The sequence below is a fragment of the Armatimonas rosea genome, assembly GCF_014202505.1.
Classification (GTDB): domain Bacteria; phylum Armatimonadota; class Armatimonadia; order Armatimonadales; family Armatimonadaceae; genus Armatimonas; species Armatimonas rosea.
The window spans coordinates 802,248-826,441 of sequence record NZ_JACHGW010000004.1 but is presented as its reverse complement, the minus strand read 5'-3'; the positions used below and the strand labels follow the sequence as shown (position 1 = coordinate 826,441).

Annotated in this window: 23 protein-coding genes; 12 read left to right on the top strand and 11 right to left on the bottom strand. The window is 64.2% G+C overall.

Translation table 11 applies throughout. The features are described 5' to 3' along the window. Positions 1-4: 4 nt before the first annotated feature. Both HNQ39_RS23255 and HNQ39_RS23250 read left to right on the top strand, forming a co-directional pair. Positions 5-679: a response regulator transcription factor gene (locus tag HNQ39_RS23255; protein WP_184202583.1), complete on the top strand. Its 675-nt coding sequence runs from the start codon at positions 5-7 to the stop codon at positions 677-679. After that, positions 672-2,132 (top strand): sensor histidine kinase, encoded by a 1,461-nt coding sequence (locus HNQ39_RS23250; RefSeq protein WP_184202581.1) that lies wholly within the window; start codon positions 672-674, stop codon positions 2,130-2,132. The genes HNQ39_RS23255 and HNQ39_RS23250 overlap by 8 nt, the downstream gene beginning before the upstream one ends. Here the strand turns inward: HNQ39_RS23250 and HNQ39_RS23245 are convergent. From HNQ39_RS23245 to HNQ39_RS23230, 4 genes are all read right to left on the bottom strand, one after another. Beyond that, entirely contained in the window at positions 2,107-2,538 is a 432-nt protein-coding gene (locus HNQ39_RS23245; protein WP_184202579.1) for a hypothetical protein, read from the bottom strand. The two genes, HNQ39_RS23250 and HNQ39_RS23245, sit on opposite strands and share 26 nt — an antisense overlap. Next, positions 2,535-2,864, bottom strand: coding sequence for a hypothetical protein (locus HNQ39_RS23240; RefSeq protein WP_184202577.1), 330 nt, complete (start codon positions 2,862-2,864; stop codon positions 2,535-2,537). Before HNQ39_RS23240 ends, HNQ39_RS23245 begins: the two co-directional genes overlap by 4 nt. Further along, complete coding sequence (locus HNQ39_RS23235) at positions 2,854-3,429, bottom strand: sigma-70 family RNA polymerase sigma factor (RefSeq protein WP_184202575.1); 576 nt, start codon at positions 3,427-3,429, stop codon at positions 2,854-2,856. The genes HNQ39_RS23240 and HNQ39_RS23235 overlap by 11 nt, the downstream gene beginning before the upstream one ends. A 108-nt stretch (positions 3,430-3,537) precedes the next feature. Continuing rightward, complete coding sequence (locus HNQ39_RS23230) at positions 3,538-6,867, bottom strand: glycosyltransferase (RefSeq protein WP_184202573.1); 3,330 nt, start codon at positions 6,865-6,867, stop codon at positions 3,538-3,540. A 74-nt stretch (positions 6,868-6,941) separates the two neighbouring features. Here HNQ39_RS23230 and HNQ39_RS23225 point away from each other — a divergent pair, with 74 nt between their 5' ends. Continuing rightward, positions 6,942-7,520, top strand: a complete 579-nt coding sequence (locus HNQ39_RS23225) for a DUF4337 domain-containing protein (protein WP_184202571.1) — start codon at positions 6,942-6,944, stop codon at positions 7,518-7,520. A 2-nt stretch (positions 7,521-7,522) separates the two neighbouring features. On the opposite strand, the gene HNQ39_RS23220 is transcribed toward HNQ39_RS23225, so the two are convergent. Further along, positions 7,523-8,137 (bottom strand): transporter family protein, encoded by a 615-nt coding sequence (locus HNQ39_RS23220; RefSeq protein WP_184202570.1) that lies wholly within the window; start codon positions 8,135-8,137, stop codon positions 7,523-7,525. Between the two features lie 160 nt (positions 8,138-8,297). On the opposite strand from HNQ39_RS23220, the gene HNQ39_RS23215 reads away from it, so the two are divergent. From HNQ39_RS23215 to HNQ39_RS23200, 4 genes are all read left to right on the top strand, one after another. Then, positions 8,298-9,212, top strand: coding sequence for an alpha/beta hydrolase (locus tag HNQ39_RS23215; RefSeq protein WP_184202568.1), 915 nt, complete (start codon positions 8,298-8,300; stop codon positions 9,210-9,212). Continuing rightward, entirely contained in the window at positions 9,212-11,890 is a 2,679-nt protein-coding gene (locus tag HNQ39_RS23210; RefSeq protein ID WP_221290252.1) for a phosphatidylglycerol lysyltransferase domain-containing protein, read from the top strand. The genes HNQ39_RS23215 and HNQ39_RS23210 overlap by 1 nt, the downstream gene beginning before the upstream one ends. Before the next feature lie 29 nt (positions 11,891-11,919). Continuing rightward, positions 11,920-12,177, top strand: coding sequence for a hypothetical protein (locus tag HNQ39_RS23205; protein WP_184202566.1), 258 nt, complete (start codon positions 11,920-11,922; stop codon positions 12,175-12,177). 505 nt (positions 12,178-12,682) lie between these two features. Next, positions 12,683-15,373 (top strand): valine--tRNA ligase, encoded by a 2,691-nt coding sequence (locus HNQ39_RS23200; protein WP_184202564.1) that lies wholly within the window; start codon positions 12,683-12,685, stop codon positions 15,371-15,373. 99 nt (positions 15,374-15,472) lie between these two features. Here the strand turns inward: HNQ39_RS23200 and HNQ39_RS23195 are convergent, their stop codons facing one another. Then, positions 15,473-16,678, bottom strand: coding sequence for a glutamate ligase domain-containing protein (locus HNQ39_RS23195; RefSeq protein WP_184202562.1), 1,206 nt, complete (start codon positions 16,676-16,678; stop codon positions 15,473-15,475). A 62-nt stretch (positions 16,679-16,740) separates the two neighbouring features. On the opposite strand from HNQ39_RS23195, the gene HNQ39_RS23190 reads away from it, so the two are divergent. Beyond that, entirely contained in the window at positions 16,741-17,133 is a 393-nt protein-coding gene (locus tag HNQ39_RS23190; protein ID WP_184202560.1) for a competence type IV pilus major pilin ComGC, read from the top strand. Between the two features lie 36 nt (positions 17,134-17,169). Then, positions 17,170-17,553 carry a competence type IV pilus major pilin ComGC gene (locus HNQ39_RS23185; RefSeq protein ID WP_184202558.1) on the top strand — a complete coding sequence of 128 codons (384 nt, stop codon included), beginning with the start codon at positions 17,170-17,172 and terminating at the stop codon, positions 17,551-17,553. Positions 17,554-17,560: 7 nt separating this feature from the next. Here the strand turns inward: HNQ39_RS23185 and HNQ39_RS23180 are convergent, their stop codons facing one another. From HNQ39_RS23180 to HNQ39_RS23160, 5 genes are all read right to left on the bottom strand, one after another. After that, positions 17,561-18,334 (bottom strand): alpha/beta fold hydrolase, encoded by a 774-nt coding sequence (locus HNQ39_RS23180; protein ID WP_184202556.1) that lies wholly within the window; start codon positions 18,332-18,334, stop codon positions 17,561-17,563. Further along, positions 18,331-19,764, bottom strand: a complete 1,434-nt coding sequence (locus HNQ39_RS23175; RefSeq protein WP_184202554.1) for a M14 family metallopeptidase — start codon at positions 19,762-19,764, stop codon at positions 18,331-18,333. The genes HNQ39_RS23180 and HNQ39_RS23175 overlap by 4 nt, the downstream gene beginning before the upstream one ends. Before the next feature lie 211 nt (positions 19,765-19,975). Beyond that, positions 19,976-21,136: a DNA polymerase III subunit beta gene (gene dnaN, locus HNQ39_RS23170; RefSeq protein ID WP_184202552.1), complete on the bottom strand. Its 1,161-nt coding sequence runs from the start codon at positions 21,134-21,136 to the stop codon at positions 19,976-19,978. Positions 21,137-21,181: 45 nt separating this feature from the next. After that, on the bottom strand, positions 21,182-21,475 hold the full coding sequence (locus HNQ39_RS23165) for an anti-sigma factor family protein (RefSeq protein ID WP_184202550.1): 294 nt from the start codon (positions 21,473-21,475) through the stop codon (positions 21,182-21,184). Positions 21,476-21,639: 164 nt separating this feature from the next. Beyond that, a complete protein-coding gene (locus tag HNQ39_RS23160; RefSeq protein ID WP_184202548.1) occupies positions 21,640-22,191 on the bottom strand; it encodes a sigma-70 family RNA polymerase sigma factor in 552 nt (183 codons plus the stop codon). Between the two features lie 34 nt (positions 22,192-22,225). On the opposite strand from HNQ39_RS23160, the gene HNQ39_RS23155 reads away from it, so the two are divergent. Genes HNQ39_RS23155 through HNQ39_RS23145 form a run of 3 tightly spaced genes read left to right on the top strand, consistent with a single transcriptional unit; the run spans position 22,226 to position 24,178 of the window. Then, positions 22,226-23,113, top strand: coding sequence for a cytidylate kinase family protein (locus tag HNQ39_RS23155; RefSeq protein WP_184202546.1), 888 nt, complete (start codon positions 22,226-22,228; stop codon positions 23,111-23,113). Between the two features lie 29 nt (positions 23,114-23,142). Further along, a complete protein-coding gene (locus tag HNQ39_RS23150) occupies positions 23,143-23,388 on the top strand; it encodes a hypothetical protein (RefSeq protein WP_184202544.1) in 246 nt (81 codons plus the stop codon). Between the two features lies 1 nt (position 23,389). Further along, positions 23,390-24,178, top strand: a complete 789-nt coding sequence (locus HNQ39_RS23145) for an alpha/beta hydrolase (protein WP_184202541.1) — start codon at positions 23,390-23,392, stop codon at positions 24,176-24,178. Positions 24,179-24,194 lie beyond the last annotated feature (16 nt).

Genomic DNA, 24,194 nt, shown 5'->3' with positions numbered 1-24,194 from the left:
GAGTATGAAGCTGCTGGTGGTAGAAGACGAAGTGCGAGGGGCGGCCTTTCTCCAGCGTGGGCTCGTGGAGGAGGGCTACGCGGTGGATATCGCGCGGGATGCCCGCTCCGCAGAGGAGGCGGTTGCCCTCCAGAGCTACGATCTGATCGTCCTGGATGTCATGCTTCCCGGTAAAGACGGCTTCACGCTCTGCCAGCAGTGGCGCCGTGCGGGGGTGACAAGCCCGATTCTCTTTCTGACTGCACGGGACGCCACCGCTGACCTGGTAGCCGGGCTGGACCAGGGGGGCGATGACTACTTGGTCAAGCCCTTTGCCTTCGAGGTGCTACTCGCCCGGATTCGTGCGCTCCTGCGGCGGACTCTCAGTGCGCGCACGCCGCCCGTCCTGGTCTTTGAGGAGCTCGAGATCGACACCAATACCCGTGCTGTTCAGCGCGCGGGAGTGCCCGTGACCCTGACCACTCGTGAGTACCAGCTCCTGGAGTACCTGGCCTTCCAGCCCGAGCGGACCATCAGCCGCACCCAGCTCTGGGAGCATGTCTGGGAGACGGGAAGTGAGCCGGACTCCAATGTGGTCGATGTCTATATCGGCTATCTGCGCCAGAAGCTGGGGCGGGAGCGTATCGAGACGGTCCGTGGGCAGGGCTATCGCCTGAAGCGGGAGGTGCTCCATGGCTGAGCCCACGACCTTTCGGGACCGCCTGGCGCTCCAGACAACCCTGCTCTGCTTGCTGGTGCTGACCGCGGGCGGGACCGCGGTCTTCTTTGGGGCGCGGGCGGCGCTCCTCGCCAACCTCGATGGTGCCCTGCTGGGAATCGCCCGGGCGGAGCTGGCGTCGGCGCTGGATGGGCCAGGCGGGAAGGTCCATCTCCACGAGGAGAACCAGCTGGTCCTGCACGGGGCGGCGGGCTATGAAAAGTACGCGCTGATCCGCAATGCCCAGGGCGACCCAGCGGCCTACACGGCGAACCTGAAGCTGGACCAGCTGGCGGTGCTGGACACGCCCCCCGTGCCCACGGCCCACGCCGGCGCGGCGACCTACAGCGATATCGTCCTACGGGGGCAGCGGCTCCGGGCGATCCACTACCCGTTTCAGGACCAGAAGGGAACGGCCTATCTCGCCACCTGTGCGGTTCCCTACGCCCCTTTGGAGCAGGCGCTTCAGCTCTTGGGCGCGATCTTGATGCTCGCCTTGACGGTCTGCGGGGTGGGGACGCTCTGGGGGGCGCAGCGGCTCGCGCGGCGTCTCACCGACCCCCTGGCGGAGCTGGCGCGACAGGCGCGGCACATTGGGGAGGACAGCCTGGATGCCCGGATCCCGCGCCTCTCGTCCGACCAGGAGCTGGAGAGCGTCCGCGAGGGGCTCAATGCGATGCTGGCCCGGCTGGAGACCGCTTTCTCCGAGCGAGAGCGGGTGCTGGAGGCCCAGCGGCAGTTCCTCCTGGACGCGTCCCATGAGCTGCGCACCCCGGTCTCCAACCTGCGGGGGACACTCGAGGTCGCGCTCCGTCGCCCGCGAAGTGCCGACGACTACCACGAGACCCTGGAGCAGTGCCTCCCGGAGGCGGAGCGGCTCTCGGTGCTCGTTCAGGACTTGCTCGCCCTCGCCCGCGCCGACTCCCAAGCCGAGCACCCTGAGCACCAACCGATCCCACTCCTCGCGCTGGTCGAGCAGGCGCTCCAAGCACACCGTGCCCGTGCGACCGAGAAGTCTGTCCAGCTCTGCCAGGCTGCTGAGAGCGAGCTAAGCACACTGCGGGTCTGGGGCGACCCGGTGCGGCTCCGGCAGGTGCTGGACAACCTTCTGGACAATGCCCTGCGCTTCTCCCCACCCGAAACGACGATCACGGTCACGGTGACAAAGACCGCCGAGGCGGCGGTCGTGACGGTCCAAGACCAAGGGCCGGGGATCGCCCCCGACGACCTCCCCTTTATCTTTGAGCGCTTCTGGCGCACGGACCTGTCGCGGGCACGGGCCACGGGCGGTCTTGGGCTCGGGCTGGCGATCGCCCGCTCCCTGGTCGAGGCCCAAGGTGGGACACTTCACGCGCTGTCAAGAACTGAGCCGGGGGCGTGCTTTGAGCTACGCTTTCCCCACGCCACGGCTAGCGAAGTTGCTGAGCAAGGCTGACGAGCTCCGCTTCGGTGAGCTTGCCCATGATCAAGCGGCGCTGGGTCTGGTGCTTAAAAACAAGCGCAGTGCGCTCGGGGTTACGGGAGTCCTGGTGCTCAAAGGCGCTCTGGCCCTTTCCCAGCACGATAGTCTTCCAGCCTTTTTGGGGCTGAAGGGGGCGCGTGTTGCCGGTCTCGGTCAGGAAGAGGGAGAAGGTCCGCTTGTCGGCGGCATAGAGAAAGTGCCCATGCACCCCCGGGACATGGCGCACGAGGACCCAGCTCCCTACTTTTGTGGGGATACCGGCGCGCTGCGCCTCGGGAACCATGGCACTTCCGGTCTGGATAGCTACCTTTGTCTGTGACCAGCTCCCCAGAGGTGTCCCTAGGGCAAGGCAGAGGGCAAGGGAAAGGGAAGCTCTCATGGTCGCTGGCCCACCTCAAGCAGGTGAAAGTGCTCCGCATGGTGCACCTCGTGCTGGTCGTAGAACTTCTGCATCTGCGCCTCGGTAGGGAGGGGGTCGGCCTCGGCGCTTGGCTCGGGCCAGACGAGAAAGAGCGTGATCGCGACCACACTCGCCAGTGCCGTCGCTCCAATCGGCCGCCAGAGGATCCGTCGGGGGAGGGATGTCCCGACGGGATACGTGTGCCGCACGCGGCCCATCATCCGCTCACGTGCGGTCTCTAGCCCCCCGATGGGCTCCGGGACGGGAGCAGCACGTAGGCTCTGCTCGGGCGAGTCAGTTTTCATGGCGTTCCTCTGCGCATGGTGTCGTGCTCTGGCTAAGGGCGAGGCGGAGCTTCTCGCGGCCTCGGAAGATGCGTGAGCGGACGGTGCCGATGGGGATGTGGAGCATCTGGGCGATCTCGACATAGTCGTAGCCCTCGACATCGGCCAAGAGAATCGCGACCCGGTTCTCCAAGGGGAGCGCATCGAGTGCCTTTTGGACGGGCTCGGAGTAGAGAGGGTTTAGTAGGCGGAGCTCAGGGTTCTCTCGGTTGTCGGCAATGTCTTTTCCCTCGGTCTCGGAGAAGACCGTATCCAGGCTCTCGGCCTGGCGGCGTCTTGCCTTACGTGCCATGTCGATCCGGTTGGTGGTGAGCATCCTGAAGAACCAGCTTGCAAATTTCTCGCCACGGTAGCGGTCGAAGGCGCTGAAGGCATCGATCAGGGTCTCGGAGAGCAGGTCCTCTGCCAGGTCCCGGTCGCTGGTCAGACGGTACGCGAAGCGCCAGAAACGCTCCCAGTCCTTTGCGACCAGCGCGTCGAACTCCGCATGTCTCTGCGTGGTTGTCGAGGAACGGGTTCGCCACATTCCCTTACTTATATCCGCATTTGTCCAGGTTATCCCGAGAGGGCTCATAGTAGTGGTGCGACAGTCACGCGCCCAAAAGTTCCCACATTCGTGAATTTGTCCGAGGGATCACTTTCCTCGCTGGATTCGGGCACTGCCCCGGCGCTCCAGTTTCCCCCAGCCTGCTCGCATTCCGGAGAGAGCGGCCCGGAGGGTCTTGAGGAGCACGACAAAGAGCAAGTAGCGGTAGGCAACCCGCTGGATCGGCAGCTCCCAGAGGAGCGAGTACTGGCTCCCGCCGTCGAGCTGGAGTGCCAGTGTCGCTGCGGAGAGCTCCAGCAAGAAGAAAAAGACCATGTAGCCGCCTGCTGCCTGGAGGTTGCCGGTGATCGCGGAGAGCACCACCCCCAGATCGGCGGCGGGAGCGAGCGCGGGCAGGAGAAACTGGAAGACCCAGAGCAGGGGAATCACCACCATACCAAAGGCCCCGTACTGCCTGTTGAAGCAGGCACGGCGGTTCTTCCAGAGTACCTGGAGCGTCCCAAAGGTCCAGCGGAAGCGCTGCTTGAGGAGCTCGCTCACCTTCTCCGGGGCCTCGGTGAAGGCGCGGGCATCGTTGTCGCAGAGGAGGCGCCAGCCTGCCATGCGCACCCGCCAGGTCAGGTCCGAGTCCTCGGCGAGGGTATCGGTCTGGTAGAGGCCGGCTTGACGAACCGCCTCGGTGCGCCAGGCACCCACACAGCCCGGGACGACCGGAATCGCATTGAGCTGGGCGTAGGCGCGGCGGTCGAAGTTCTGGCTGGTGGTGTACTCCAGCGCCTGCCAGCGTGCGAGGCGATTGACGATATTACCGACCTGGATATTGCCCGCCACGGCCCCGACTGTGGGATCGGAGAAGTGCCGCACGAGCTTGCTGACCGTGTCGGTGGCAAAGAGCGTGTCGGCATCTAGCCCAATCAATATCTCGCCCTTGGCAGACTCAATGCCGAGGTTGAGCGCACTTGCCTTGCCACCGTTCTCCTTGACGATCAGTCGGACACGGGGCTCCGCGCCAAACGTGCTCTGGACGAGCTCGGCGGTCTTGTCCTTGCTACCATCATCGACAATTAAGACCTCGAGGTTTGGGTAGTCGCTGGCAAGGAGGGCCTGGACCGTGCGGACAATCACTTTCTCCTCGTTGTAGGCGGCGATCACCACGGACGTGAGGGGATGGAAGTCTGGGGCCGTGACCGCGGCGGGCTGGGAGGCGTGGCGTAGGGCGAGGAGCGCGGTGAGGAGCAGGCGAAGCGCCCCCGCAATCAGGGAGAAGAGGAAGATCGCGCTGAGGATTCGGCCTAGCCCCGATGAGGTCGCAAAGATGGCGCGGTCCACGATCGAGAGCCAGCGCTGGCGGCCCTGGACCGGGGGGAAGGCGGCATCGCGGCGCTGCCCCAGGAGCTGGGAGACGGTCACAAAGCGGTAGCCCTTGGCCTTGAGGCGCCGGACGAGCTCTGGGAGCGCCGCGACTGTTGCGGAGCGGTCGCCGCCACTATCGTGGAGGAGGACGATGCTACCGGCACCCGCCTCGGCATCGCGCTCGATACTCTCGACGAGCTGCGCTGCGGTGCGCTTGCGGCTGCCCTTCTCCCAGTCGCGTGGGTCGATCCCCTCCGCGACCGTGACATAGCCCAGCCTCTCGGCGGCGGCGATTGGCATCACCTCCTCGCTAGTCGAGGGCTGGGAGTCTACCCCGTACGGCGGGCGAAAGAGCGTGGTCGAGCGCCCCGTGATCGCCTGGATCGCCCGCTGGGTCGCATCGAGCTCCAGCCGGGTTCGGGTCTCGCCCACCAGCGCGAGGTTGGGGTGGTAGAAGCTATGGTTGCCAATATCGTGGCCTTCGTCCCAGGCCCGCCGCACAAGCTCGGGGTAGAGCTGGGCATTGACCCCGGTGATAAAGAAGGTCGCGGGGACACCGGCGGTCTTGAGAGCATCGAGCACCTCCGGGGTCCAGCGCGGGTCCGGGCCATCGTCGAAGGTTAGCGCAATAGTCTTTGCCGCCTTGCCAGAGCGCCGGAGGACGCAGGAGGTTGGGTAGCTCAGGAAGCGCTCATCGGTGATCGTGCCCTTGGCATCGGTTGTGATCGTCCGCTCGCCGGTCTGGGGGAGGGTGGCCACATCGAGCACCTCGCCCTCGCCCTCAAAATCCAGCTCGAAGCCATAGCGCACGGTGCGGAGCGCCTGGGCATTTTCGGGTTTCTTGCCCCGGCCAAAACAGCTCCAGAGGGTAGGGTCTTCAGAGCCAACATACCAGAGTGCACGGCCCGTGACTCCCTTGCTCCGAGCGAAGCTCAGGAAGTTGTAGGACGTGGCCGCATCCAGGAGCCAGACCTCGTGCCGGCTGCCGTCCTCTTCGTAGCTAAAGTGGGGATTGCCTTGCTCCCTATCCCAGGTCACCACGCCATCGGTGCCCTCATGAGACTCTTGGGCCGTTACCATCGCCTCGCCAAAGGTCAGGGTCTTGGCACCTGGCTTGCTGGCCACCCAGTCGTAGGCGTAGTTGCCAATCGCCAGGACGGTCTTGTTGGCGGGGACGGCCTTGAGAAACTGCGCGAGCTCGTGCTCCGCCCAGGGCTCGGGGGCGATGGGGCCTGCGGTGCCGCTGGCATAGTGCTGGTCGTAGATCATCGGGATGACAAAGTCGCAAGGCCGTGCGATAGTTGCCGCCTCCTCGGGCTCCCCGACCTGGGTGCAGGCGCTGACCTGGAGGGCCTGGGCATGGAAGCGTGCCGCCACTTCTTGGGCAAAGACCGCCAGCCCCTCGCGGTCGTCTTCCCGCTCGGTCTCCAGGTCCAGGTTGATCCCGGCGTAGTGGTGCTCGCTGACATACTTGAGGAGCGCCTCCGCGACCTTGGCACGCTTGCTGGGACTCTTGAGCAGCTGGTGCAGGCGCCCCTCCTCAAAGTCGTTGACATTGGCGGAGAAGTTATTGACCAGAGGAAAGACCGCGAGGTGGTACTTCTGAGCCAAGGCACGGGCTTCATCGTCGGCGGGGTCGTGGTCGGTGATGCGCAGGCCATCGCCGGTATCGTTCAGATGGAGCCAGCCGGGGAAAAGGTGGGTGAGCTCGCTGGCATGGAGCCGTAGCGAGGCGATACTGACCTCGTCCCAGTCCACATAGAAGCCTCCGACCACGCCCTCGCCCTTGCCGGGGGCCTCGCCGCCGACCGGCAGGGCGAGCGGGAGGCGCGTGTGCTCGGGCAGGGGGGCGTGGTCGCTCTCGGCGGCGCGGCGCGGGTTGTCGGGGAGGAACTTGGGGACGGGCAGGCGGACCCGGTGGGAGATCGGGACACTCAGGATACTGGCAAAGAAGATCGCCAGCGCCGTGGCCCCGAGCACCCCTCCCAGTAAGAGCAGGCGCTGGAGAAGAACCCCACGGCGCTGGGTGGGGTCGTAGAAGATCGGGCGGTTTGGCTCACTCATGGCAGAGGCAGTGCGCCCGGCTTGCCCAAAAGGTTCCAGGGAACCATTCCGGGTACAATTCACGCATACCCATAATGAGTGATATTCAGGATACGATACAAGAAGTGATCGAGACCGCTCCCGCCGCTCCCGGCAAGGAGGACCGGCTGAACTCGGCGATTGCGATCTTTGTGGCCCTCTCGGCGACCTTTATGGCGATCTGCAACATCAAAGATGGCAACATTGTCCAGGCGATGGCGCAGGCGCAGGCGCATAGTGTGAGTAAGTACAGCCAGTACCAGTCCAAGAGCACCAAGCAGAACCTCGCGGAGACCACCCTGGCGCTCGCAGAGATGCAGAAGGCCCCCGAGGCAACCCTGACACACTACCGAGACGAAGTCGCGCGCTACGAGAAAGAGAAGGGGGAGATCCTCGCCGAGGCAAAGGGCCTGGAGGAGGAGTACAACCAGCTCAATATCCACGACGACCAGTTCGATATGTCCGAGGCCTGCCTCTCGGTGGGGCTGGCGCTCTTTGGGATCACCGCCCTCACCCGCAAGCGCTGGCTCTTAGTCTTCGCCTGCTGTCTTGCGGGTATCGGGGTCTTTCTTGGGCTCGGCGGTTTCCTCGGCTGGTCCTTCCACCCGGACTGGCTCGCCAAGCTCCTGGGCTAGGCTCAGCGCAGGCGCCAGGAGTAGCCGACACTGACAAAGTGATCGCCGCCGCTAAGGTCCACCTGCTGATCGGGCGTGAGCTGGTAGGTCAGGCCACCGTCGCCGTGCCAGCTCCCGGTTCGGTACGCCTCGACAAACATCCCCAGGCGCTCCGTGAGCGAGCGGCCTAGGTTAAAGCCACTGGCCCAGCGGGAGTCGCGGACCGCGTCCACTTGCAGGGTCCAGTCCTTGGTCACCGCAAACTCCGCCTCCAGCGCCGCCTGGGTCTGGGTGGGGCGCTCGGCGCTGGTCTGGACAATCAGCCCCAAGTTTGGGCAGAGGGTCGTCTTGACACCGTAGCTGCCGGTGGAGAACTTGGTAGCTTTTTGCCAGCTCGGGATGCCCAGCCGTAGCTCGGTCTGCGCGGAGAGGCCATAGCGTAAGATCCCACCGTCGCCCAAGGTATTTGTCCCTGCGCTACGGGTGATGCCCTCTTCCAGCTGGAGCACTTTCTTCCCGACAGTCGCGGCACCGTTGGTAAAGCCGGGGCGCTCCGGGTTGATGGGCTCGTCGGCATGGGCGAGCGTGGGGGAGAGGAGCGCAAGGGCTCCTGCGAGACGTAAGAAGACACGTTGCATGCCTCTCTAAGCGAGGTGACCCACCCGAGAAGTTCCCCGCCCCTACCAGCCACTACCGACGAGGTACGAGGAGGCGGCCGCAGGCCCAACAGCCGGACGTTAACCGTGCGTGGAATTTTAATCAGGGAACCAATGGAGCCACGAAAACGCAAAGGCTCCCATGAAACGCTTTGTCTTACCGGCCCTCGTTGCCCTGACTGTGATGCACGTCGCCCCTGTCCGTGCCGATATTTTTCATGCCTTTCACGAGCGCCAGGTCATGGGGCATAAGCTCAGTGGGAAGCTGGAGAAGGCCCAGTACTACTCCGCGGCGCTGGGGGAGAAGCGGGCGCTCTATGTCTACACGCCCCCTGCCTTTGCCCTGAACCCCACCCAGCGCTACCCCGTGCTGGTCCTGCTCCACGGTGCGCCCGGCGAGCCGCTCGACTGGCTCTACGAGGGCAATGCCCACCGCGCGATCGACCAGGCCATTGCCTCGGGCGCGCTTCCTCCCTGCCTCGTGGTCCTCCCCGATGGCCATGGCCCCTTCTACAAAGGCGGCTCGGAGTGGGCCGATGCCAAGGGCGGCACGTGCAACATGGAGACCGCGGTGGTGCGGGACCTGACCCAGTACATGGAGAAGACCTACCGCGCCAGCACCAACCCCGCTCTCTGGGCGATTGGCGGGCTCTCGGAGGGCGGCTACGGCGCGGCCAACCTGGCGGTGCGCCACCCGGACCGCTTCCAGAGCGCCCTGGTCTTCTCCGGCGACCTGCGGGTCAAGGACGACTGGGGGGACGATACCGATGTCTTTGGGACCGATCCGGCGGTGCGCAGTGCCAACTCGCCGATCGAGCAGATCCGCCGTGTTCCCGCCGAGCTCCGCAAGAAGCTGCACTTCTACGTGGCGGTGGGCGCCGACGATGACCAGGAGCTAGTGAGCGATGCGGTGGGCTTCACCAGTGTCGCGCGCTCCGAGGGAGCGACCGTTCGTCTGGACCGAGACCCGGGTGCGCATAAGTGGGGCTTCTGGAGTGCACACTTCCAGAGTGCCCTGCCGCTCCTGGGACAGTGGTGGAAGCAGGTGATAGCCTAATGCGACCTGGGTGGATAACGGTACTCCTCTTGGGGGCGGTTGCGGTCGCGATTGCCTTCCAGCGCCAGGAGCTTCTCGCGCTGATTGTCGCGCTGGAGCAGGCACGGCTCGTCCCCGTTCTGGGCGCGATAGGCTGCCAGCTGGGCTTCTTTGTGCTCATGATCGCGCTCCATGCCACGGCGTTTGCCGCGGTCGGTGCGCCGGTGCGTGCCCGTGTCCTTGCCCCCGTTTGGTTTACATCGCTGTTTCTCAACCTGACGGTCCCCGGCACCGGGGCGACCGCCTTTGTCGCCGATGCGACCCGCCGCGGGGTCGCCCCTGCCCGTGCGACCGCCGCGCTCCTCGTGGTGCGGGTCTGTGATCTGGCGACCTTCGGCGTGGTCCTGCTCGCCGGCTTGGTGACCCTCTGGCTCCATGGCGCGCTCCGTCCCGCGGAGCTCCTCGCGGCGCTGGGGCTCCTGGTGCTGATCGGTCTCTGGGGCGGGGGGCTCGTGCTGGCCCACCGGGAGCTTGCCCGGCTGGAGCGGCTCCTCGCGGGTATGGAGCGCTTGGCGCGGGGGCGGCTCCCTGCCGGCTGGGGAGCAGAGCAGGCCCGCCATGCCAGTGAGAGCGCAGGCGAGCTCTTTGCGCAGCCACGGCGACTCCTGGCTCCGCTCTGTCTGGCGCTCGCCGCGCACGTGGCCGATCTCTTCTGCCTCGCCTTTCTCTCTCGTGCGTTTGGGCTCCACCTCGCACCGGGCACCGTTCTGGCCGCGTTCTCGGTCGGGCTCCTCTTCTGGATTGTTGCTGTCACCCCCGATGGCCTGGGCGCGGTCGAGGGGATGATGACTGTGACCTTTGTCTCGCTGGGAGTGCCCGTGGTCAAGGCCGCCGCCGTAACCCTGGCCTTTCGGGGGCTGGCGCTCTGGCTTCCCCTGGCGGTGGGGGCGGTGCTCCACCTGAGCCGGCTGCGCCTGCACCCGCGGAGCGACCTCGGTGTCCGGGTGCTTAGCGGTCTGACCGCGCTCATGGGCCTGACCAACCTCATCAGCGCCACTCTCCCCGCGCTGGGGCTGCGCCTCTCGTTCCTGCGCAACCACCTGCCGCTGGAGGTGCGCTACGGATCCCGCCTAGCGACTGTTCTCGCAGCGTTCGCGCTCTTTCTGCTGGCCCAGGGGCTCCTGCGGCGTAAGAAGCTCGCGCACCGGCTGGCGATAGTCGCGGTCGTGCTCTCCGTGGTGGCGCACCTCTCCAAGGGCCTCGACTGGGAAGAGGCGGTGCTGGGGCTGGGGCTCCTGACCATGCTCTGGTCGCAGCGCACCAAGTTTATCGCCCGCTCCGACGGCCCGACCATCCACCAAGGCGTCCGTGTGCTGGTCGGGGCGCTGGGCTTTACCTTGGTCTATGGCATCCTGGGATTCTGGCTCCTGGACCGCCACTTCGCCTACGACTTTGGTTTCCGTGCCGCTCTGGAGCAGACCCTGGCGATGTTCTTCTCGTTCAGCGACCCGGGGCCGCTCCCGGTGACACGCTTTGGGCGCTGGTTCACGGAGTCGATCTACACGGTGGGGGCGACCACGCTGGGCTACGCCCTCTTTACGCTCCTCCAGCCCGTGCTCCTGCGCCAGCGCGCCACTCCCACCGAGCAGCTCCGCGCCAAGACAATTGTCGAGGCCCACGGGTGCTCGTCGCTGGCACGCTTTGTTCTCTTCTCGGACAAGCTCTACTGGTTCAGTGCGGGGGGCTCGGTGGTGGGCTACGCCTTGGTGGGACGCTCGGCGGTCGCGCTGGGGGACCCGATCGGACCCACCGACGATATCGCCGCCGCGATCACGGGCTTTGTGGCCTTCTGCACCGAGAATGACTGGGAGCCCGCCTTCTACCAGACCCTCCCGGACCACCTCGATGCCTACCAGGCGGCGGGGCTCCAGGCCCTGGGGATCGGCAGTGAGGCGGTGGTCGATGTCGCGAGCTTCACCCTGGCCGGGCGCGCGGTGAAGAGCCTGCGGGGGGGAGTGGGGCGGCTCCGGAAGGCGGGCTACACGGCGGAGGTGCTCTCGCCCCCGTACTCGCCCGAGCTCCTGCGCCAGCTAAAAGCGGTCAGCGATGACTGGCTCCACCAGCAGCACGGTGGGGAGAAGCGCTTCTCGCTGGGCTGGTTCGACGAGGCCTACCTCAACGATGGCCCTCTGGCGGTGGTGCACGATGCCGACGGAACTCTGGTTGCCTTTGCCAATGTGATCCCCGAGTACCAGAAGTCCGAGAGTACGATCGACCTCATGCGCCGCCGCCGGGATGCGGAGTCCGGGGTGATGGACCTGGTCTTTGTGACGCTCTTTGAGTGGGCGCGGGAGCAGGGGTTTGCGACCTTTAACCTCGGGCTGGCTCCGCTCTCTGGGGTGGGACAGGACGCCGACGATCCCTTGGTGGAGCGGGTTCTGAACCTTGTTTTTCGGAGCGGGGGACGCTTCTATTCCTTTGAGGGGCTCCATGCCTACAAGAAAAAATTCCTCCCCACGTGGGAGCCGCGCTACCTGATCTACCGGAGCTCGCTGGCACTTCCCCAGGCCGCCGCCGCCGTGGTTCGCGCCGACAACCCCGGTCATTCCCTCAGGTTTTTCACGATTGCAAAAAAAATTAAGCCCGTGGGAACAAATTCACCCTCGGGTGACGCATTGCTCTCTGGAAATCCCCCTTAGGGGTAAAAACCACAAAACTAGAGGTAACTATGAAGACCATGTTCCGCACCCTTGTGATGCTCTCCGCACTGTCGCTGCTCAGTGTCGCTTCCTTCGCGCAGAAGCCCGCCGCCAAGGCCGATGCCAAGGCACCTGCGGCCAAGCCTGCTGCTAAGGCCGATGCCAAGAAGCCCGCGGCCAAGCCTGCCGCTAAGGCCGATGCCAAGAAGCCCGCGGCTAAGCCTGCCGCCAAGGCCGACACCAAGGCTCCTGCCTCCAAGATGGCTCCTGCCGCGAAGAAGAAGTAGCTCTCTCCTTCCCGAGAAGGCCGCTTCCCTGCGTCGTTGGGGGGGCGGCCTTTTTGCTGGAAATCTCACGAAGCGTGGGCTATACTGAGGCACACGTCGAGTGTGCCACGCCGACGAAGGAAGAGTAGGTTGGTCTCTCCCACCAGAGAGTCGCAGTCACCGGCTGAGAGCTGCGATAGGAAAGAGCCTTCCGAAGGTCGCCTTCTGAGTGGACCGGGTTGCGCCCGAGATAGCGCATGAAAGTGCGTCGGCCCTGCGCCGACGAACCGGGGTGGTACCGCGCGAGCGGCTCTAAAACTTTCTGGAGCCTCGCGTCCCTGGGCATAGTCGCCTGGGGACGCGAGGCTTTTTGTTCGCTGATTGGAAATCGGCGTCTGCAATGGCTTCGTCCCTCAGCCGCAAAGCTCGTGCCGGGATGGGGGAACAAGCTCTCCAGCCCGGCACGGGCTTCGCAGCCGCAGGCTACTGCAGACGCCGATTTCCAATCGGCGGAGGAAAAAGGTATATGGAACTCTCAACACGCTACGAGCCACAGGAAGCGGAGGCGGCGATCTACGCCCAGTGGTTGGAAAATCACGCTTTTAAGGCCACGCCGGATAGCCGGACGCCGTATTGTATTACGATCCCCCCGCCCAATGTCACCGGGGCCTTGCACATGGGCCACGCGCTGAATCATACCGTGATGGACACCCTGGGGCGCTGGAAGCGTATGCTCGGCTTCAACGTGCTCATCCTCCCCGGAACCGACCACGCCGGAATCGCGACCCAGGCCGTGGTCGAGAAGAAGATCCGCGCCGAGCAGCGACAGACCCGCTATGATCTAGGCCGCGAGGCGTTTATCGGGAAGGTGTGGGAGTGGAAAGAGGAGTACGGCAATAAGATTGTGAGCCAGATGCAGCGCCTCGGGTGCGGCTACGACTGGGACCGCCTGCGCTTCACCATGGACGAGAGCTATGTGGAGGCGATCCTCACGGTCTTTGAGCAGCTCTACGCCGACGGCTATATCTACATCGGGGAGCGCATGGTGAACTGGTCGCCGGGCTTCCAGAGCGTGATCTCCGATATCGAGATCGACAACCGGGAGGAGGACGGCTCCCTCTGGCACCTGCGCTACCCCTACACCGACGGCAGTGGCTATATTGTCGTGGCGACCAGCCGTCCCGAGACCCTGCTGGGCGACACGGCGGTGGCGGTGAGCCCCAAGGACGAGCGCTACAAGGCCGTGCTGGGCAAGACCATCACGCTCCCGCTCGTGGGGCGCGAGATTCCCGTGCTCGCCGATGACTTTGTGGACGCGGCGTTTGGAACGGGCGCGGTGAAGATCACCCCCTTCCACGATCCCAACGACTACGAGATGGGGAATCGGCATGGCCTAGAGCGGATCGAGGTGATCGGCCCCGATGCGAAGATGACCGCCAACGCGGGTGCCTACGCCGGCCTGGACCGCTTCGAGGCGCGCAAGCGCATTGTCGCCGACCTGGAGGAGCTGGGGCTCCTAGAGAAGATCGAGCCCTATCGCCATACCGTACCCTACTGCGATCGCTCCGGTGCCGTGATCGAGCCGCGCCCGTCGAGCCAGTGGTTCTGCAAGATGGGTGGCACGGAGCTGGTAGACAAGGCGATCGGTGCGGCACGCGACGGCTCGATCCGTTTCCTGCCGGAGCGCTACCGCGAGCTCTACCTGCGCTGGATGGAGAATATCCGCGACTGGCCGATCTCGCGCCAGCTCTGGTGGGGGCATCGGCTTCCCGTCTGGCGCAAGACCGACTCCAACCCGGAGGAGGCCAGCAGCTGGGTCTTTGCCCGCACCCAGGCCGAAGCAGAGGCGAAGCTAGGGAGCACCGAAATTCTCCAGTCCGACGATGTGCTCGACACGTGGTTTAGCTCCGCGCTCTGGCCCTTCGCGACCCTGGGCTGGCCGCAGGAGAGCTCTGATCTCGACTACTACTACCCAACCAGCCTGCTCAGCACGGCCCAGGAGATTCTCTATCTCTGGGTGGCGCGCATGATCATGACCGGCGAGCGCTTTATCGGCAAGAAGCCCTTCGACGATGTGTATATCCACGCGACGGTTCTGGACGAGCACGGTCGCCGGATGAGCAAGTCGAAGGGCAATGGAATCGATCCCGTGGAGCTGATCGACCTCTACGGTGCCGATGCCCTGCGCTTCGCCCTCGCCCGTGAGGCCGGCCAGCGCCAGGACATCCGCTTCAAGCCCGTGAAGGCCGGCAAGCAGGAGCAAGTGGAGCAGGCCCGCAACTTCGCCAATAAGATCTGGAACGCATCGCGCTTCGTGATGATGAACCTGGAGGCCCCCCCCGCCCCCACAAGCGGGGGAGCTGCATTTGAACCCAAGCCCGAGGCGCTCGTGGATCGCTGGATTCTCTCGCGGCTCGCGGCGACCGTGGAGCTGGTCAACGAGGGTTTCGCGACCTACAACCTCGACGATGCCACGCGGGCGCTCTACGAGTTCTTCTGGAGCGACTTCTGCGACTGGTACGTGGAGGCCGCAAAGCCCCGCCTCGCGGCCCCCCCCGCCCCCGCAAGCGGGGGAGCCAGCGAGACCAAGGATGTCCTCTGGTTCACCTTGGAGCGTGCCCTGCGCCTGCTCCACCCGATCCTACCGCACCTGACCGAGACTCTCTGGCAGGCGCTTCCTGGTGCAAAAGAGGCCGCCGGTTGCGACTTTCTCATGCAGGCAGCCTATCCCACCGAGCTGGCGCACTACCGAGATGAGGCAGCGGAAGCGGAGTGGGAGGCGGTGCAGGAGATCACGGCGGCGATTCGCAACCTCCAAGCCGTCAACAACCTCAAAAAAGGCGGCGAGGCGTTTGTGGAGACCGCCCACCCCGACGTGCTAGCGGCCAACCGCTCGATTATCGAGTTCCTAACGCGCTTTACGCTCGTGCTGGGGGCCGGCCCCTCCGATGGCTACCTCCAACCCACGCGCTTTGGCGATGTCCGCCTGCCCCGCCCCGAGGCGACCCCCGAGGAGCTGGCGGCGGAGAAGGGGAGAATCGAGGGCGAGCTGCTCAAGATAGAGAAGGACCTGGAAGGGCTCAACAAGCGCCTGAGCGATCCCAGCTTCGCCGAGCGCGCGCCCGAGGCCGTTGTGACCAAGACCCGCACCCAGCAGGCCGAGCTCCTCGACAAGCAAGCCAAGCTCACCGAGCGCCTGGCACAGCTAGGCGGCTAGTATCTCTCCTGGCTGCGAAGGCAGCCGTCGCCCTCTCAAGCCCGGACACTCGTTGTCCGGGCTTGCTTGTTGTCCGGGCTTTCGCGTTATCTGGTCTTACTATCGAGCTAAGTAGCGCACCGGGGTCTCGCCCACGACATAGAACGAGCCCGTGACCACGACGCGCTCGGTGCGCTGGAGAGCTGCCTCGATAGCCGCCGCGACCGGCACCTGGTGGGTTACGGGCAGCCCAAGGCGCTGCGCGGCGGCCACGACCTCACGGGCGGGTGTGGGCTTGAAGCTTGGCTCGGTCGCGATCACGGCCGCGGCCAGGGGGGCGAGCTCGGCGAGGAAGGGAGCGGGGGAGTGGGTCTGCTTGGAGCCGATCACAAAGACAAACTTCTCGCCGGGGAACTCCTCGGTGAGGGCGGCAACGAGTGTCTGTGCACCGTCTTCGTTGTGTGCTCCATCCAGGATCAGCCGCCCACCCAAACAGAGCTGGAAGCGCCCGGGGAGAGTCGCGGACTCTAAGCCCGCCCGGATCGCGCTCTCGGGAAGCTCCAGAGTCCGTGCGAGAAGGGTGGCCGTGCTCGCATTGACCCGCTGGTGCGGCCCTCGCAGCGCCAGCGTGATGCCGCCCGGGAGCTCGTCGCCACGCACCAGGGTGAGGGGAACCCCCTCGGAGGTGGCCTTCTGCTGGATCGCGGCCAGCGCCTCAGGATCGGTGACCGGGGTGATACAGGCGCGGGTGCCGTGCTTGAGAATCCCTGCCTTCTGCGCGGCGATCTCACCGAGCGTGTTTCCCAGAAGCGCCATGTGGTCGAAGCCGATACTCGTGATCGCGGCCGCGAGGGGCGGCGGGATGATATTGGTCGAGTCGTAGGTGCCCCCGATCCCCACCTCGATCACCGCAAAGTCCACCCCGACCTCGGCAAAGTGCTTGAAGGCGATCGCGGTCTTAAGCTCAAACTCTGTGATCGCACCCAGCTCCCCGGCGCTGATCCGCTCCACAAAGGGAGCAAGCTCAGTGACATGCCGGGCGAGGGCTTCTTCGGAGAGCGGGAGCCCATTGACCTGCCAGCGCTCCCCGAGGGAGAAGACATAGGGAGAGAGATAGGCCCCCACCGTATAGCCCGCCGCCTGGAGAATTGCGGCGGTCATGGTCGTGACGGAGCCCTTGCCATTGGTGCCGGCAATATGGACACAGGGAAGCCGGTCCTGGGGAGAGCCGACTTCGGCGAGGAGTGCGCGGAGGCGGGCAGGGTCTTTGCGAGGAGAAAAAGTGATGCGATTGGCAAGATAGCCAACCGCTTGGTCAAAAGTCACAGTGCCTATTTTACCGTGTTTGCCCTGAGCAATAATGTAGCAAGACCGATAATGCTACTATAATGCATGACTCGAAAAAATCACCCAAGAAACGAGGTGCCTTCACCTTAATCGAGATCATGGTGGCGCTGATGATCCTCACCACCCTGTTCTCTATTGCAGTGCCACAGTTTCTCCGTGCGCGCGAGGTCTCACGCGCACGCGGCTGTGTGAAGAACCTCAAGGTGATTGAGATGGCAAAAGAGCAGTACGGGATGGACAACCACCTCTCCGCCGGGGCAACCCTGCCTGCGCTCTCTGCGCTCTGTGGCAACGGAACCACGACCTATATCAAAGGCCCAGGCCCCATCTGTGAGTCGGGGGGGACCTATACGGTTGGGGTTCTCTCCGCGGATCCTACCTGCTCGATCGGGACTTCGATTGGCGCAGCTCCCCTTTCTCACACTCTCCCTTAAGATTCCTGGCAAATCTACTGATACTCTCTACTGAGGATGACGAGGATGGTTCAAAAACAGTTTCGCCGACGTGGGTTTACCCTTGTGGAAGTGATGATGGTGGTGTGTATCGTGAGCGTGGTCTTTGCGATTGCAGCCCCGAATTTACGTCGTACCAGAGAGAATGCCAGAGCTCGTGGCTGTCTGCGCAACCTGCGGGTGATCGACTCCGCCAAGGAGCAGTATGCCATGGACAACAAGCTCGCTCAGGGCTCGACCATGCCTGCGCTCTCCGTGCTCTGTGGCAACGGTACCACCACCTACATCAAGGGAGGTACTCCCTTCTGCCAGGCCGGCGGCACCTACACCCCCAACAACTTGGGAACCGACCCCTCTTGCTCTGTGGGGACAAATGCCATGATCGCTCATATTCTTCCCTAGCGAGCGACTACTCCAGAAACTCCAGAGCTAGGCGCTTGAACTCGCTTGAGAGCGCCAGGCTCAGGTGATCGGTCCCCGGGACCGTCACAAACTCCGCCCCCGGTAGCGCTTCCCGCAGACGCTCCGTCTCAGGCATGAAGGTATCGGTCTCGGCGAGGATCACCCGTGTGGGGACGCTGAGCTCGCGGTGCTCGTCTACCCGACCCGGCCAGCCCGGCCCGCGCATCAGCGCCGCCAGCGCCTTGAGATCGTTGTTGGTCTTGGCCGCAAAGCTACGGAACTGCTTCCCAATCGGCGACTCGATGCTCTCCACACTCTCGGCCTCTAGCGCCTGGGCAATCGTGCTGGGCAGCATGGGGATACTCTTGGTCCGTAGCACCTTATCCCCGATTCCCGCGAGCACCAACCGCCGCACCCGCTCCGGGTAGAGCATCGCAAACTGAAGCGCGAGCCCGCCGCCCATCGAGAATCCCAGAAAGTCTGCCGGTGCCGCGCCCGCTGCATCCTGCACGGCGAGAATATCCCGGCAGAGCTTGGCGGGCCAGTAGGCATCGTAGGTGTGGAACTTGCTGCTGCGCCCATGCCCCCGCAGGTCCGGCCCGATCACGCGCCGCCCCGCCTCAACAAAGGCCTGTGTCCAGCCCACCCCGTGCCAGTTGCGCCGAAACGAGCTCGAGAAGCCATGGAGCAAGATCACGGGAGGGACGCCCTCGCCGTGCACCTCGTAGTGGATCGTCGCCCCTTCGTTCTCGACTGTCTGGTTGGAAAACTCCCAGCTCATTTTTGTGGCACCCGGATGAGTGGTAGCGGGGCCTCAAAGCCGGGAGGGTTTTCAAAAAGGCCCCAAGCGGCGGCACTATCGAGGTTCTCCGGCTCCAGAAGTTGAAAGATCAGAGCCTGAAGGGGCTGGTCTGTCGGGACAAACCAGCCAAAGGTGACGAGCGCCTCCTTCTCGATCCAGCTTCCCTCAAACTGAATCAGCCGATGCCCCTGAAACGGTGTGCGACTAACTTGCTTCTGGCTCACGACGAACGTCTCGATACTTCCTTTGTGCGAGTAGTCTTGGCCTTGGATGCCATGGCTCTTGAGAAGCTCAATGACCTTCCCGTGGGTGACAAAATAACCCTTCGGAACTTTGTTCGAGCGGGTGGTTTTGAAGCGATCCCAGACAGGGAGAGTTACTTGCTCCAGCTCTTTGGGGGCTTTTCGATGGTCTGTCTCGGCATCGGGGCCGGGCTTTTCCAGCGGGACGGACTCTGGCGTGGCGCGAGCGGCCATCTCAAAGCGCACCCCAAGCTCAGTACGACGGCGCTTGTCGGCGTCTCTGACCAGCTGCTGGATCTTTTCGCTGTCCTTGGCGGCCTCTTCCAGGATCGCCAAGACAAAGTCATAGGTCACCTTGACACGTGTCTCAAAGGGCAGGAAGCTCACGGCCTCGGAGAGGATGGAGAGGCGGCCCCGTAGCCCGGCGTAGTTGGTGACGTAGCGTGGCTCGTCGCCAAAGGTCGCCCAGACACGCTCCATGCCGCGCCGCTCGACATTGCCGTAGTCAAAGAGCTTCCAGGACTTCTCTTTTTCGAGGCGCTTGCGGACAATCGGGAGCAGGGAGTCGCGGACATAGGCGAGCACGGCGGGGTCGGAGTTGGGGTTGAGGGGCGGGGAGTAGGTGAGATGATACCCGTGGCGTGTCCCGTTGGTCGTGTGCAGATCCAGCACGAGCGCGGGATCGTGTTTTCTGTAGATGTGCTCCAAGACCCCGCGCATCTCCGGCGATTCCGCCTTCATGCAGTCTCGGTTGAGATCGAGCCCCGCCCCATTGGCCCGCTCCCCAATCACCTCGGGGCCGTCTTGGGAGCCCCGGTTGCGCTTGCCCTCGCCCCATTTCTCGTTGCCATCGCAGTTGTAGATCGGGCAGACAACCAGCGTGAGCTTCTCTAGGAGCTTGGGGTGGGACTTGGGCAGGTCGCGCAGGAGCATCAGCGCGGCCTCCTTACCCTCCACCTCGCCCCCGTGGATATTGGCCTGGATGTAGACCTTGAGCTTGCCCTTCCCAAGGGTTACCAGCGGGACTTTTCGCCCTTGGTCGCTGGTCGCCAGCACGGTAATGGGGAGCTTGAGCGCCTCCAGAAATGCAATCACATCGTCGTAGTGGCTTGTCTCGGCGTAGCCCGTGCGCTCGGCGCGGGTCTGGGGTGGGGTTTGCAACGGCATGGGAGAAGTGTACCTGACATACAAGCATCCCTCCCCGGGGATACATCCCTCCCCCAGCCCCTCCCTTCGCTCTGTTTCCCGCTTCGCGGGGACGAAGGGAGGGGAGACGAGGAACGAGTGGGGGTGGGTTTGGTAGATTCACCCCCTCCCTTCCCCCCGACGAAGTCGGGTTTCAGGGGAAGGGAGGGGGCCGGGGGGAGGGATGTCCCCCCTAGATCACCTGCATGGGCATCAGGACGCAGAGATAGTCGGCGGCGTTGTCCCCGATGGGGCGGAGGATGCCGGGGCGCAGGGGCTCGGTGAGCTCCAGGACGACTCCCTCGGTCTCGATCGCGGCGAGCACATCCCCGAGGTACTTGGCATTGAACGCGATCTGGATATCGTCGCCCTCCCGTGCCACCTCGATCTCATCGCGGGCGGAGCCAATGGTCCCCGATTCCGCGGACATCGCCAGCTGCGCGCCCTCGGTCTCTAGGACAATCCGGTTGGCGTTCTCACGGGCGACAATGGCCACACGCTTGACGGCTTTCTGGAACTCGGCGGTCTCCAGAGTCAGCTTGCGCTCGTGGCCGGCGGGGATGACACGCTCGTAGTTGGGGAACTGGCCCTCGATCAGGCGGGTGATGAGGGTCGTGGTCGCAACTGTGTCGCCGTTGGAGTTCTTCTTATTCACCTCAAAGCGTGCCTGACCCTGCGCCAGCGCGATCACCACTTCGTCTTCGTCACCAGCCAAGCGGCTGATCTCGTTCATGGCACGGGCAGGAAGGACCGCTTGGCCCTGGCCCTCGCCCGAAGACGCGATCCCGCCACGCACCGCGAGGCGGTGGGTGTCGGTGGCGACCATCTTGATCTGCTGGCCATTGAAGATAAAGAGCACGCCCGTCAGGATCACACGGGTCTCGTCGGTGGAGACCGCGAAGGCGACCTGCTTGATCATCGCCTTGAGCACGGCACCGTTCATCGTGATGGTCGCGGTGGGCTCGACATCGGGGAGGGCGGGGAACTCCTCGGCGGGCAGCCCAAGCAGGCTGTAGTCCGAGCGACCACAGCGCAGCTGGGTCTTGTTGCCACCATCGGGGCGGTCGAGGATCACATCGGCCTCGGGGAGCGCGCCGAGGATCTCGGTGAAGTAGCGCGACGGCACCGTGAAGCCACCGGCCTCCTCCATGTCGCCCAGGCTCGCCTGGATACGCGCGGTGAGCGAGCACTCCACCCACATCTCCAGGTCGGTCGCGGTGAGCTTCAGGTTCGAGCCGCCCTGCGGGGTGACTAGGATATGGGAGAGAATCGGGAGGGTCGAGCGCCCGGAGACGGCGCGTCCGACGGTCTGTACTGCCTCGTAGAGGTCTTTTCGTGCGGTGATTGCTTGCATAGTTTTTGCCCTTTAGCTCCCACGTCTTGGGGAGCTCTGTGGTGTTTAGAGCTTGATGGGCAAGGTGAACTGCCCGGCTTCTTTGTTTTCGGTGTCTTCGTTCTGAAGATGTGGATTGTCGGTGTAAAGCGCACGCAGGGTGCGGGCTCGGAACGCATCCGAGGCGACGACCTCGCCGGCATCGGTGCGGAGCCGCTCCCGGGTGATCTTGAGGGTCTGCACCTCCCATGCCAGCGCGGGTGAGGCTAGGATCGCCTCCTCCACACGCCGCTTTGCCTCAGTCGGCAGGTCGTCGTCGAGGTACGGCCCGATCAGCTCACGGATGGTTTCGTCGTTCATTCACAAACAAAGACGTAGGTTGAAATCAAAAAGCGTCGCGGGGTTGGGGATTTTTTTCGCCGGGGATTGGAAATCCCCGTCTGGTGTTGGGGAGCGTCCCGGGGACGCGATAAACGACGCGGTTTACGCGTCCTTGGGACGCTCTTGACTGCTGCCGGGGATTTTTAACCCCCGGCGACCAGCGCATCCCGCAACGCCCGGCGGGCGCGGTAGAGCAGGGATTTCGTGGCGGCGACCGAGCGGCCCAGCACCTCGGCGGCCTCGGCGTGGGGGATGTCCTCCAGATCGCAGAGGGTCAGCACGAGCTTGTGCTCCTCGGGGAGGGACTCGAGAGCGTCCAGAAGCGCCTTGCGCTCCGCACGGGCCAGGGCCTCGTCCTCGGTGCGGACCCGGCTGACCAGCGCTGCACCCGCGGGAGTCTCTAGCGAGAGCGTGGGGAGCCGGAGCTGGCGGCGCTTATCGGCGGCAATCGAGCGCACAATGGCAAAGAGCCAGGGACCAAAGCGCTTTGTGTGGCCGCCCGTGAGCTGGCGCGCACTGCGAAACGCCCGCACAAACGCCTCTTGGGCCACTTCCTCGGCATCTTCCCGCGTCTCCGTCAGCCGCATCGCCAGCCCCAGCGCCCGGTCCGCATAGAGCTCAAAGAGTGTCTCCATCGCGCGGGCATCGCCTTGCCGAAATCGCTCTACCAGCCGCGCCTCAAAAACATCGTGCACTCAGGCATTGTACCGCTACGATAGAATAGACGAAATGTCCATTAAGATTACAATTACCGGCGAGCCGGGCTGTGGGAAGACAACGGTTGCAAAGCTACTACAGGAGAGCCTACAGATTGAGTACTACTCCACGGGGGCAATGCAGCGCCAGATCGCCGCATCGAAGAACTTGACGACTCTGGAGTACAACAAGCTTGCGGAGAGTGATCGCTCCATCGACGATGAGATCGACTCACTCACCCAGCGCATTGGGCAAGAGAAAGAGCGCTTTATCTTTGACTCGCGGCTGGCGTGGCACTTCATGCCCTACTCGCTCAAGGTTTTTGTGACTTGTCTGCCTGCGGTGGCGGCAGCGCGCGTCTATGGCCAGGAGCGCATTGGCGAGAGCTTTGTCTCCAAAGAAAACGCGATGAACCTGCTGCGCGAGCGCTATTTTAGCGAGAACAATCGGTTCTTGAAGTACTACAATGCGTCGCTAAACAACCTGAGCAACTACGACTTAGTGGTGGACTCGTCCGTGCTCGATGCAAAAAGTATTGCGGCTCTCATTGTGAACGAGCTCACGACAGACGGCTGCTTGCTCCACCCCATCAGCCTCGTCTCGCCCCGGTCGCTTCAGCCCTCACAGGAGATTCGCTCGGTCTCGGAGGAGGCGCTGGAGAGCTTGACAAGACACCCGGAGTATCAGGAAATCCCCGTGACGGTCTGCCGTGTCGATGGCAACTGGACAATTCTCGATGGTCACAAGCGCTGCGCTCTGGCTCTGAAACAGGGCAAGACCCACCTGCGCTGCCGGCTTGCAGGGCAAGAGGACGAGATCTATCGTAGTGGCATGACCTTCCGCTCGTTCGTCCGCGGTGCCGTCACCAAAGCCCGGATCTACGACTGGGAAGATGCCTTCGGGTTTCGGTTTCAGGGCTAGCTCTCTCTAGGAATACGGTACACTAGCCCATGCCTAAGTTTCGGATTTGTTACCATACCACCGGGGGGAGCTTCCGCCGGGAACTCGATGCCGTTGATTCAGCAGCGGCGGAGGCGGCGGCCTGGGCGACCTTGGCTGTGGACCCGATTCGCTACGAGAGCGAGAAGAATACCATCCTGATCCGCCCTGCCTATGTCGCCGCGATCTCCGTGGAGGGCGAGGCACTGCCCGAGAGCGGGGAGAGTCGCAAGGCGGGGCTGCTGGGCAGTCGCTGAGATGAGGCAGGAGCTGCCCGAGCGGCACACGCGCACAGGGCTCTTTCGGCTCCACACGGACTTTGCTTCGTCGCACCTCAAGCCACGCCGGACGGTCTTGGTCTACCTGCCGCCGGGGTACTACGATAGCCCCGACCGGCGCTACCCCGTGCTCTACCTCCACGATGGGCAGAACCTCTTCGATGGCGCGACCTCGTTTATCTACGGCCAGGAGTGGCGCGTGGACGAGACCGCGGAGCGGCTGATCAAAGAGGGCAAGATCGAGCCGCTGATTATCGTGGGCATCTACAACACCGGCGCGACTCGCCTGGAAGAGTACACCCCGACCCGGGACAAGCGCGGTCGTGGGGGCAAGGGCGAGCTCTACAGCAAGCTCCTCACCGACGACCTCAAGCCCTTTATCGACCGTAGCTACCGCACCAAGCCCGATGCCGCGAGTACCGCGCTGGGGGGCTCGTCGTTGGGGGGACTGATCTCCCTCTGGGTAGGGCTCCAGCGCCCCGACGTGTTTGGCAAGCTCGCGGTGCTGTCACCGTCGGTTTGGTGGGACGAGAAGGCGATCTTGAAGGCCGTTACACGCAAGCTCCCTCTGAAGCTCTGGGTGGATATCGGGAGCGCGGAGGGCGACACGGCCCTCCCCGATGCCCGCCTGCTACGGGACGCGCTCAAGGACAAAGGCTGGAAAGAGGGGACGGACCTCGCCTACCAGGAGTTCGACGGTGCCCAGCACAACGAGGCATCGTGGGCGGATCGCTTCGACAAGGTGCTCCTCTTTTTATTTGGCCGTTGAGACGCTTCGGGCCATC

What these genes read in the sequence shown, in the direction of transcription:
- HNQ39_RS23255 (WP_184202583.1), top strand. Translation starts at nt 5, where the DNA reads ATGAAGCTGCTGGTGGTAGAAGACGAAGTGCGAGGGGCGGCCTTTCTC.
- HNQ39_RS23250 (WP_184202581.1), top strand. Translation starts at nt 672, where the DNA reads ATGGCTGAGCCCACGACCTTTCGGGACCGCCTGGCGCTCCAGACAACC.
- HNQ39_RS23245 (WP_184202579.1), bottom strand. Translation starts at nt 2,538, where the DNA reads ATGAGAGCTTCCCTTTCCCTTGCCCTCTGCCTTGCCCTAGGGACACCT.
- HNQ39_RS23240 (WP_184202577.1), bottom strand. Translation starts at nt 2,864, where the DNA reads ATGAAAACTGACTCGCCCGAGCAGAGCCTACGTGCTGCTCCCGTCCCG.
- HNQ39_RS23235 (WP_184202575.1), bottom strand. Translation starts at nt 3,429, where the DNA reads ATGTGGCGAACCCGTTCCTCGACAACCACGCAGAGACATGCGGAGTTC.
- HNQ39_RS23230 (WP_184202573.1), bottom strand. Translation starts at nt 6,867, where the DNA reads ATGAGTGAGCCAAACCGCCCGATCTTCTACGACCCCACCCAGCGCCGT.
- HNQ39_RS23225 (WP_184202571.1), top strand. Translation starts at nt 6,942, where the DNA reads ATGAGTGATATTCAGGATACGATACAAGAAGTGATCGAGACCGCTCCC.
- HNQ39_RS23220 (WP_184202570.1), bottom strand. Translation starts at nt 8,137, where the DNA reads ATGCAACGTGTCTTCTTACGTCTCGCAGGAGCCCTTGCGCTCCTCTCC.
- HNQ39_RS23215 (WP_184202568.1), top strand. Translation starts at nt 8,298, where the DNA reads ATGAAACGCTTTGTCTTACCGGCCCTCGTTGCCCTGACTGTGATGCAC.
- HNQ39_RS23210 (WP_221290252.1), top strand. Translation starts at nt 9,212, where the DNA reads ATGCGACCTGGGTGGATAACGGTACTCCTCTTGGGGGCGGTTGCGGTC.
- HNQ39_RS23205 (WP_184202566.1), top strand. Translation starts at nt 11,920, where the DNA reads ATGAAGACCATGTTCCGCACCCTTGTGATGCTCTCCGCACTGTCGCTG.
- HNQ39_RS23200 (WP_184202564.1), top strand. Translation starts at nt 12,683, where the DNA reads ATGGAACTCTCAACACGCTACGAGCCACAGGAAGCGGAGGCGGCGATC.
- HNQ39_RS23190 (WP_184202560.1), top strand. Translation starts at nt 16,741, where the DNA reads ATGCATGACTCGAAAAAATCACCCAAGAAACGAGGTGCCTTCACCTTA.
- HNQ39_RS23185 (WP_184202558.1), top strand. Translation starts at nt 17,170, where the DNA reads ATGACGAGGATGGTTCAAAAACAGTTTCGCCGACGTGGGTTTACCCTT.
- HNQ39_RS23180 (WP_184202556.1), bottom strand. Translation starts at nt 18,334, where the DNA reads ATGAGCTGGGAGTTTTCCAACCAGACAGTCGAGAACGAAGGGGCGACG.
- HNQ39_RS23175 (WP_184202554.1), bottom strand. Translation starts at nt 19,764, where the DNA reads ATGCCGTTGCAAACCCCACCCCAGACCCGCGCCGAGCGCACGGGCTAC.
- dnaN (WP_184202552.1), bottom strand. Translation starts at nt 21,136, where the DNA reads ATGCAAGCAATCACCGCACGAAAAGACCTCTACGAGGCAGTACAGACC.
- HNQ39_RS23165 (WP_184202550.1), bottom strand. Translation starts at nt 21,475, where the DNA reads ATGAACGACGAAACCATCCGTGAGCTGATCGGGCCGTACCTCGACGAC.
- HNQ39_RS23155 (WP_184202546.1), top strand. Translation starts at nt 22,226, where the DNA reads ATGTCCATTAAGATTACAATTACCGGCGAGCCGGGCTGTGGGAAGACA.
- HNQ39_RS23150 (WP_184202544.1), top strand. Translation starts at nt 23,143, where the DNA reads ATGCCTAAGTTTCGGATTTGTTACCATACCACCGGGGGGAGCTTCCGC.
- HNQ39_RS23145 (WP_184202541.1), top strand. Translation starts at nt 23,390, where the DNA reads ATGAGGCAGGAGCTGCCCGAGCGGCACACGCGCACAGGGCTCTTTCGG.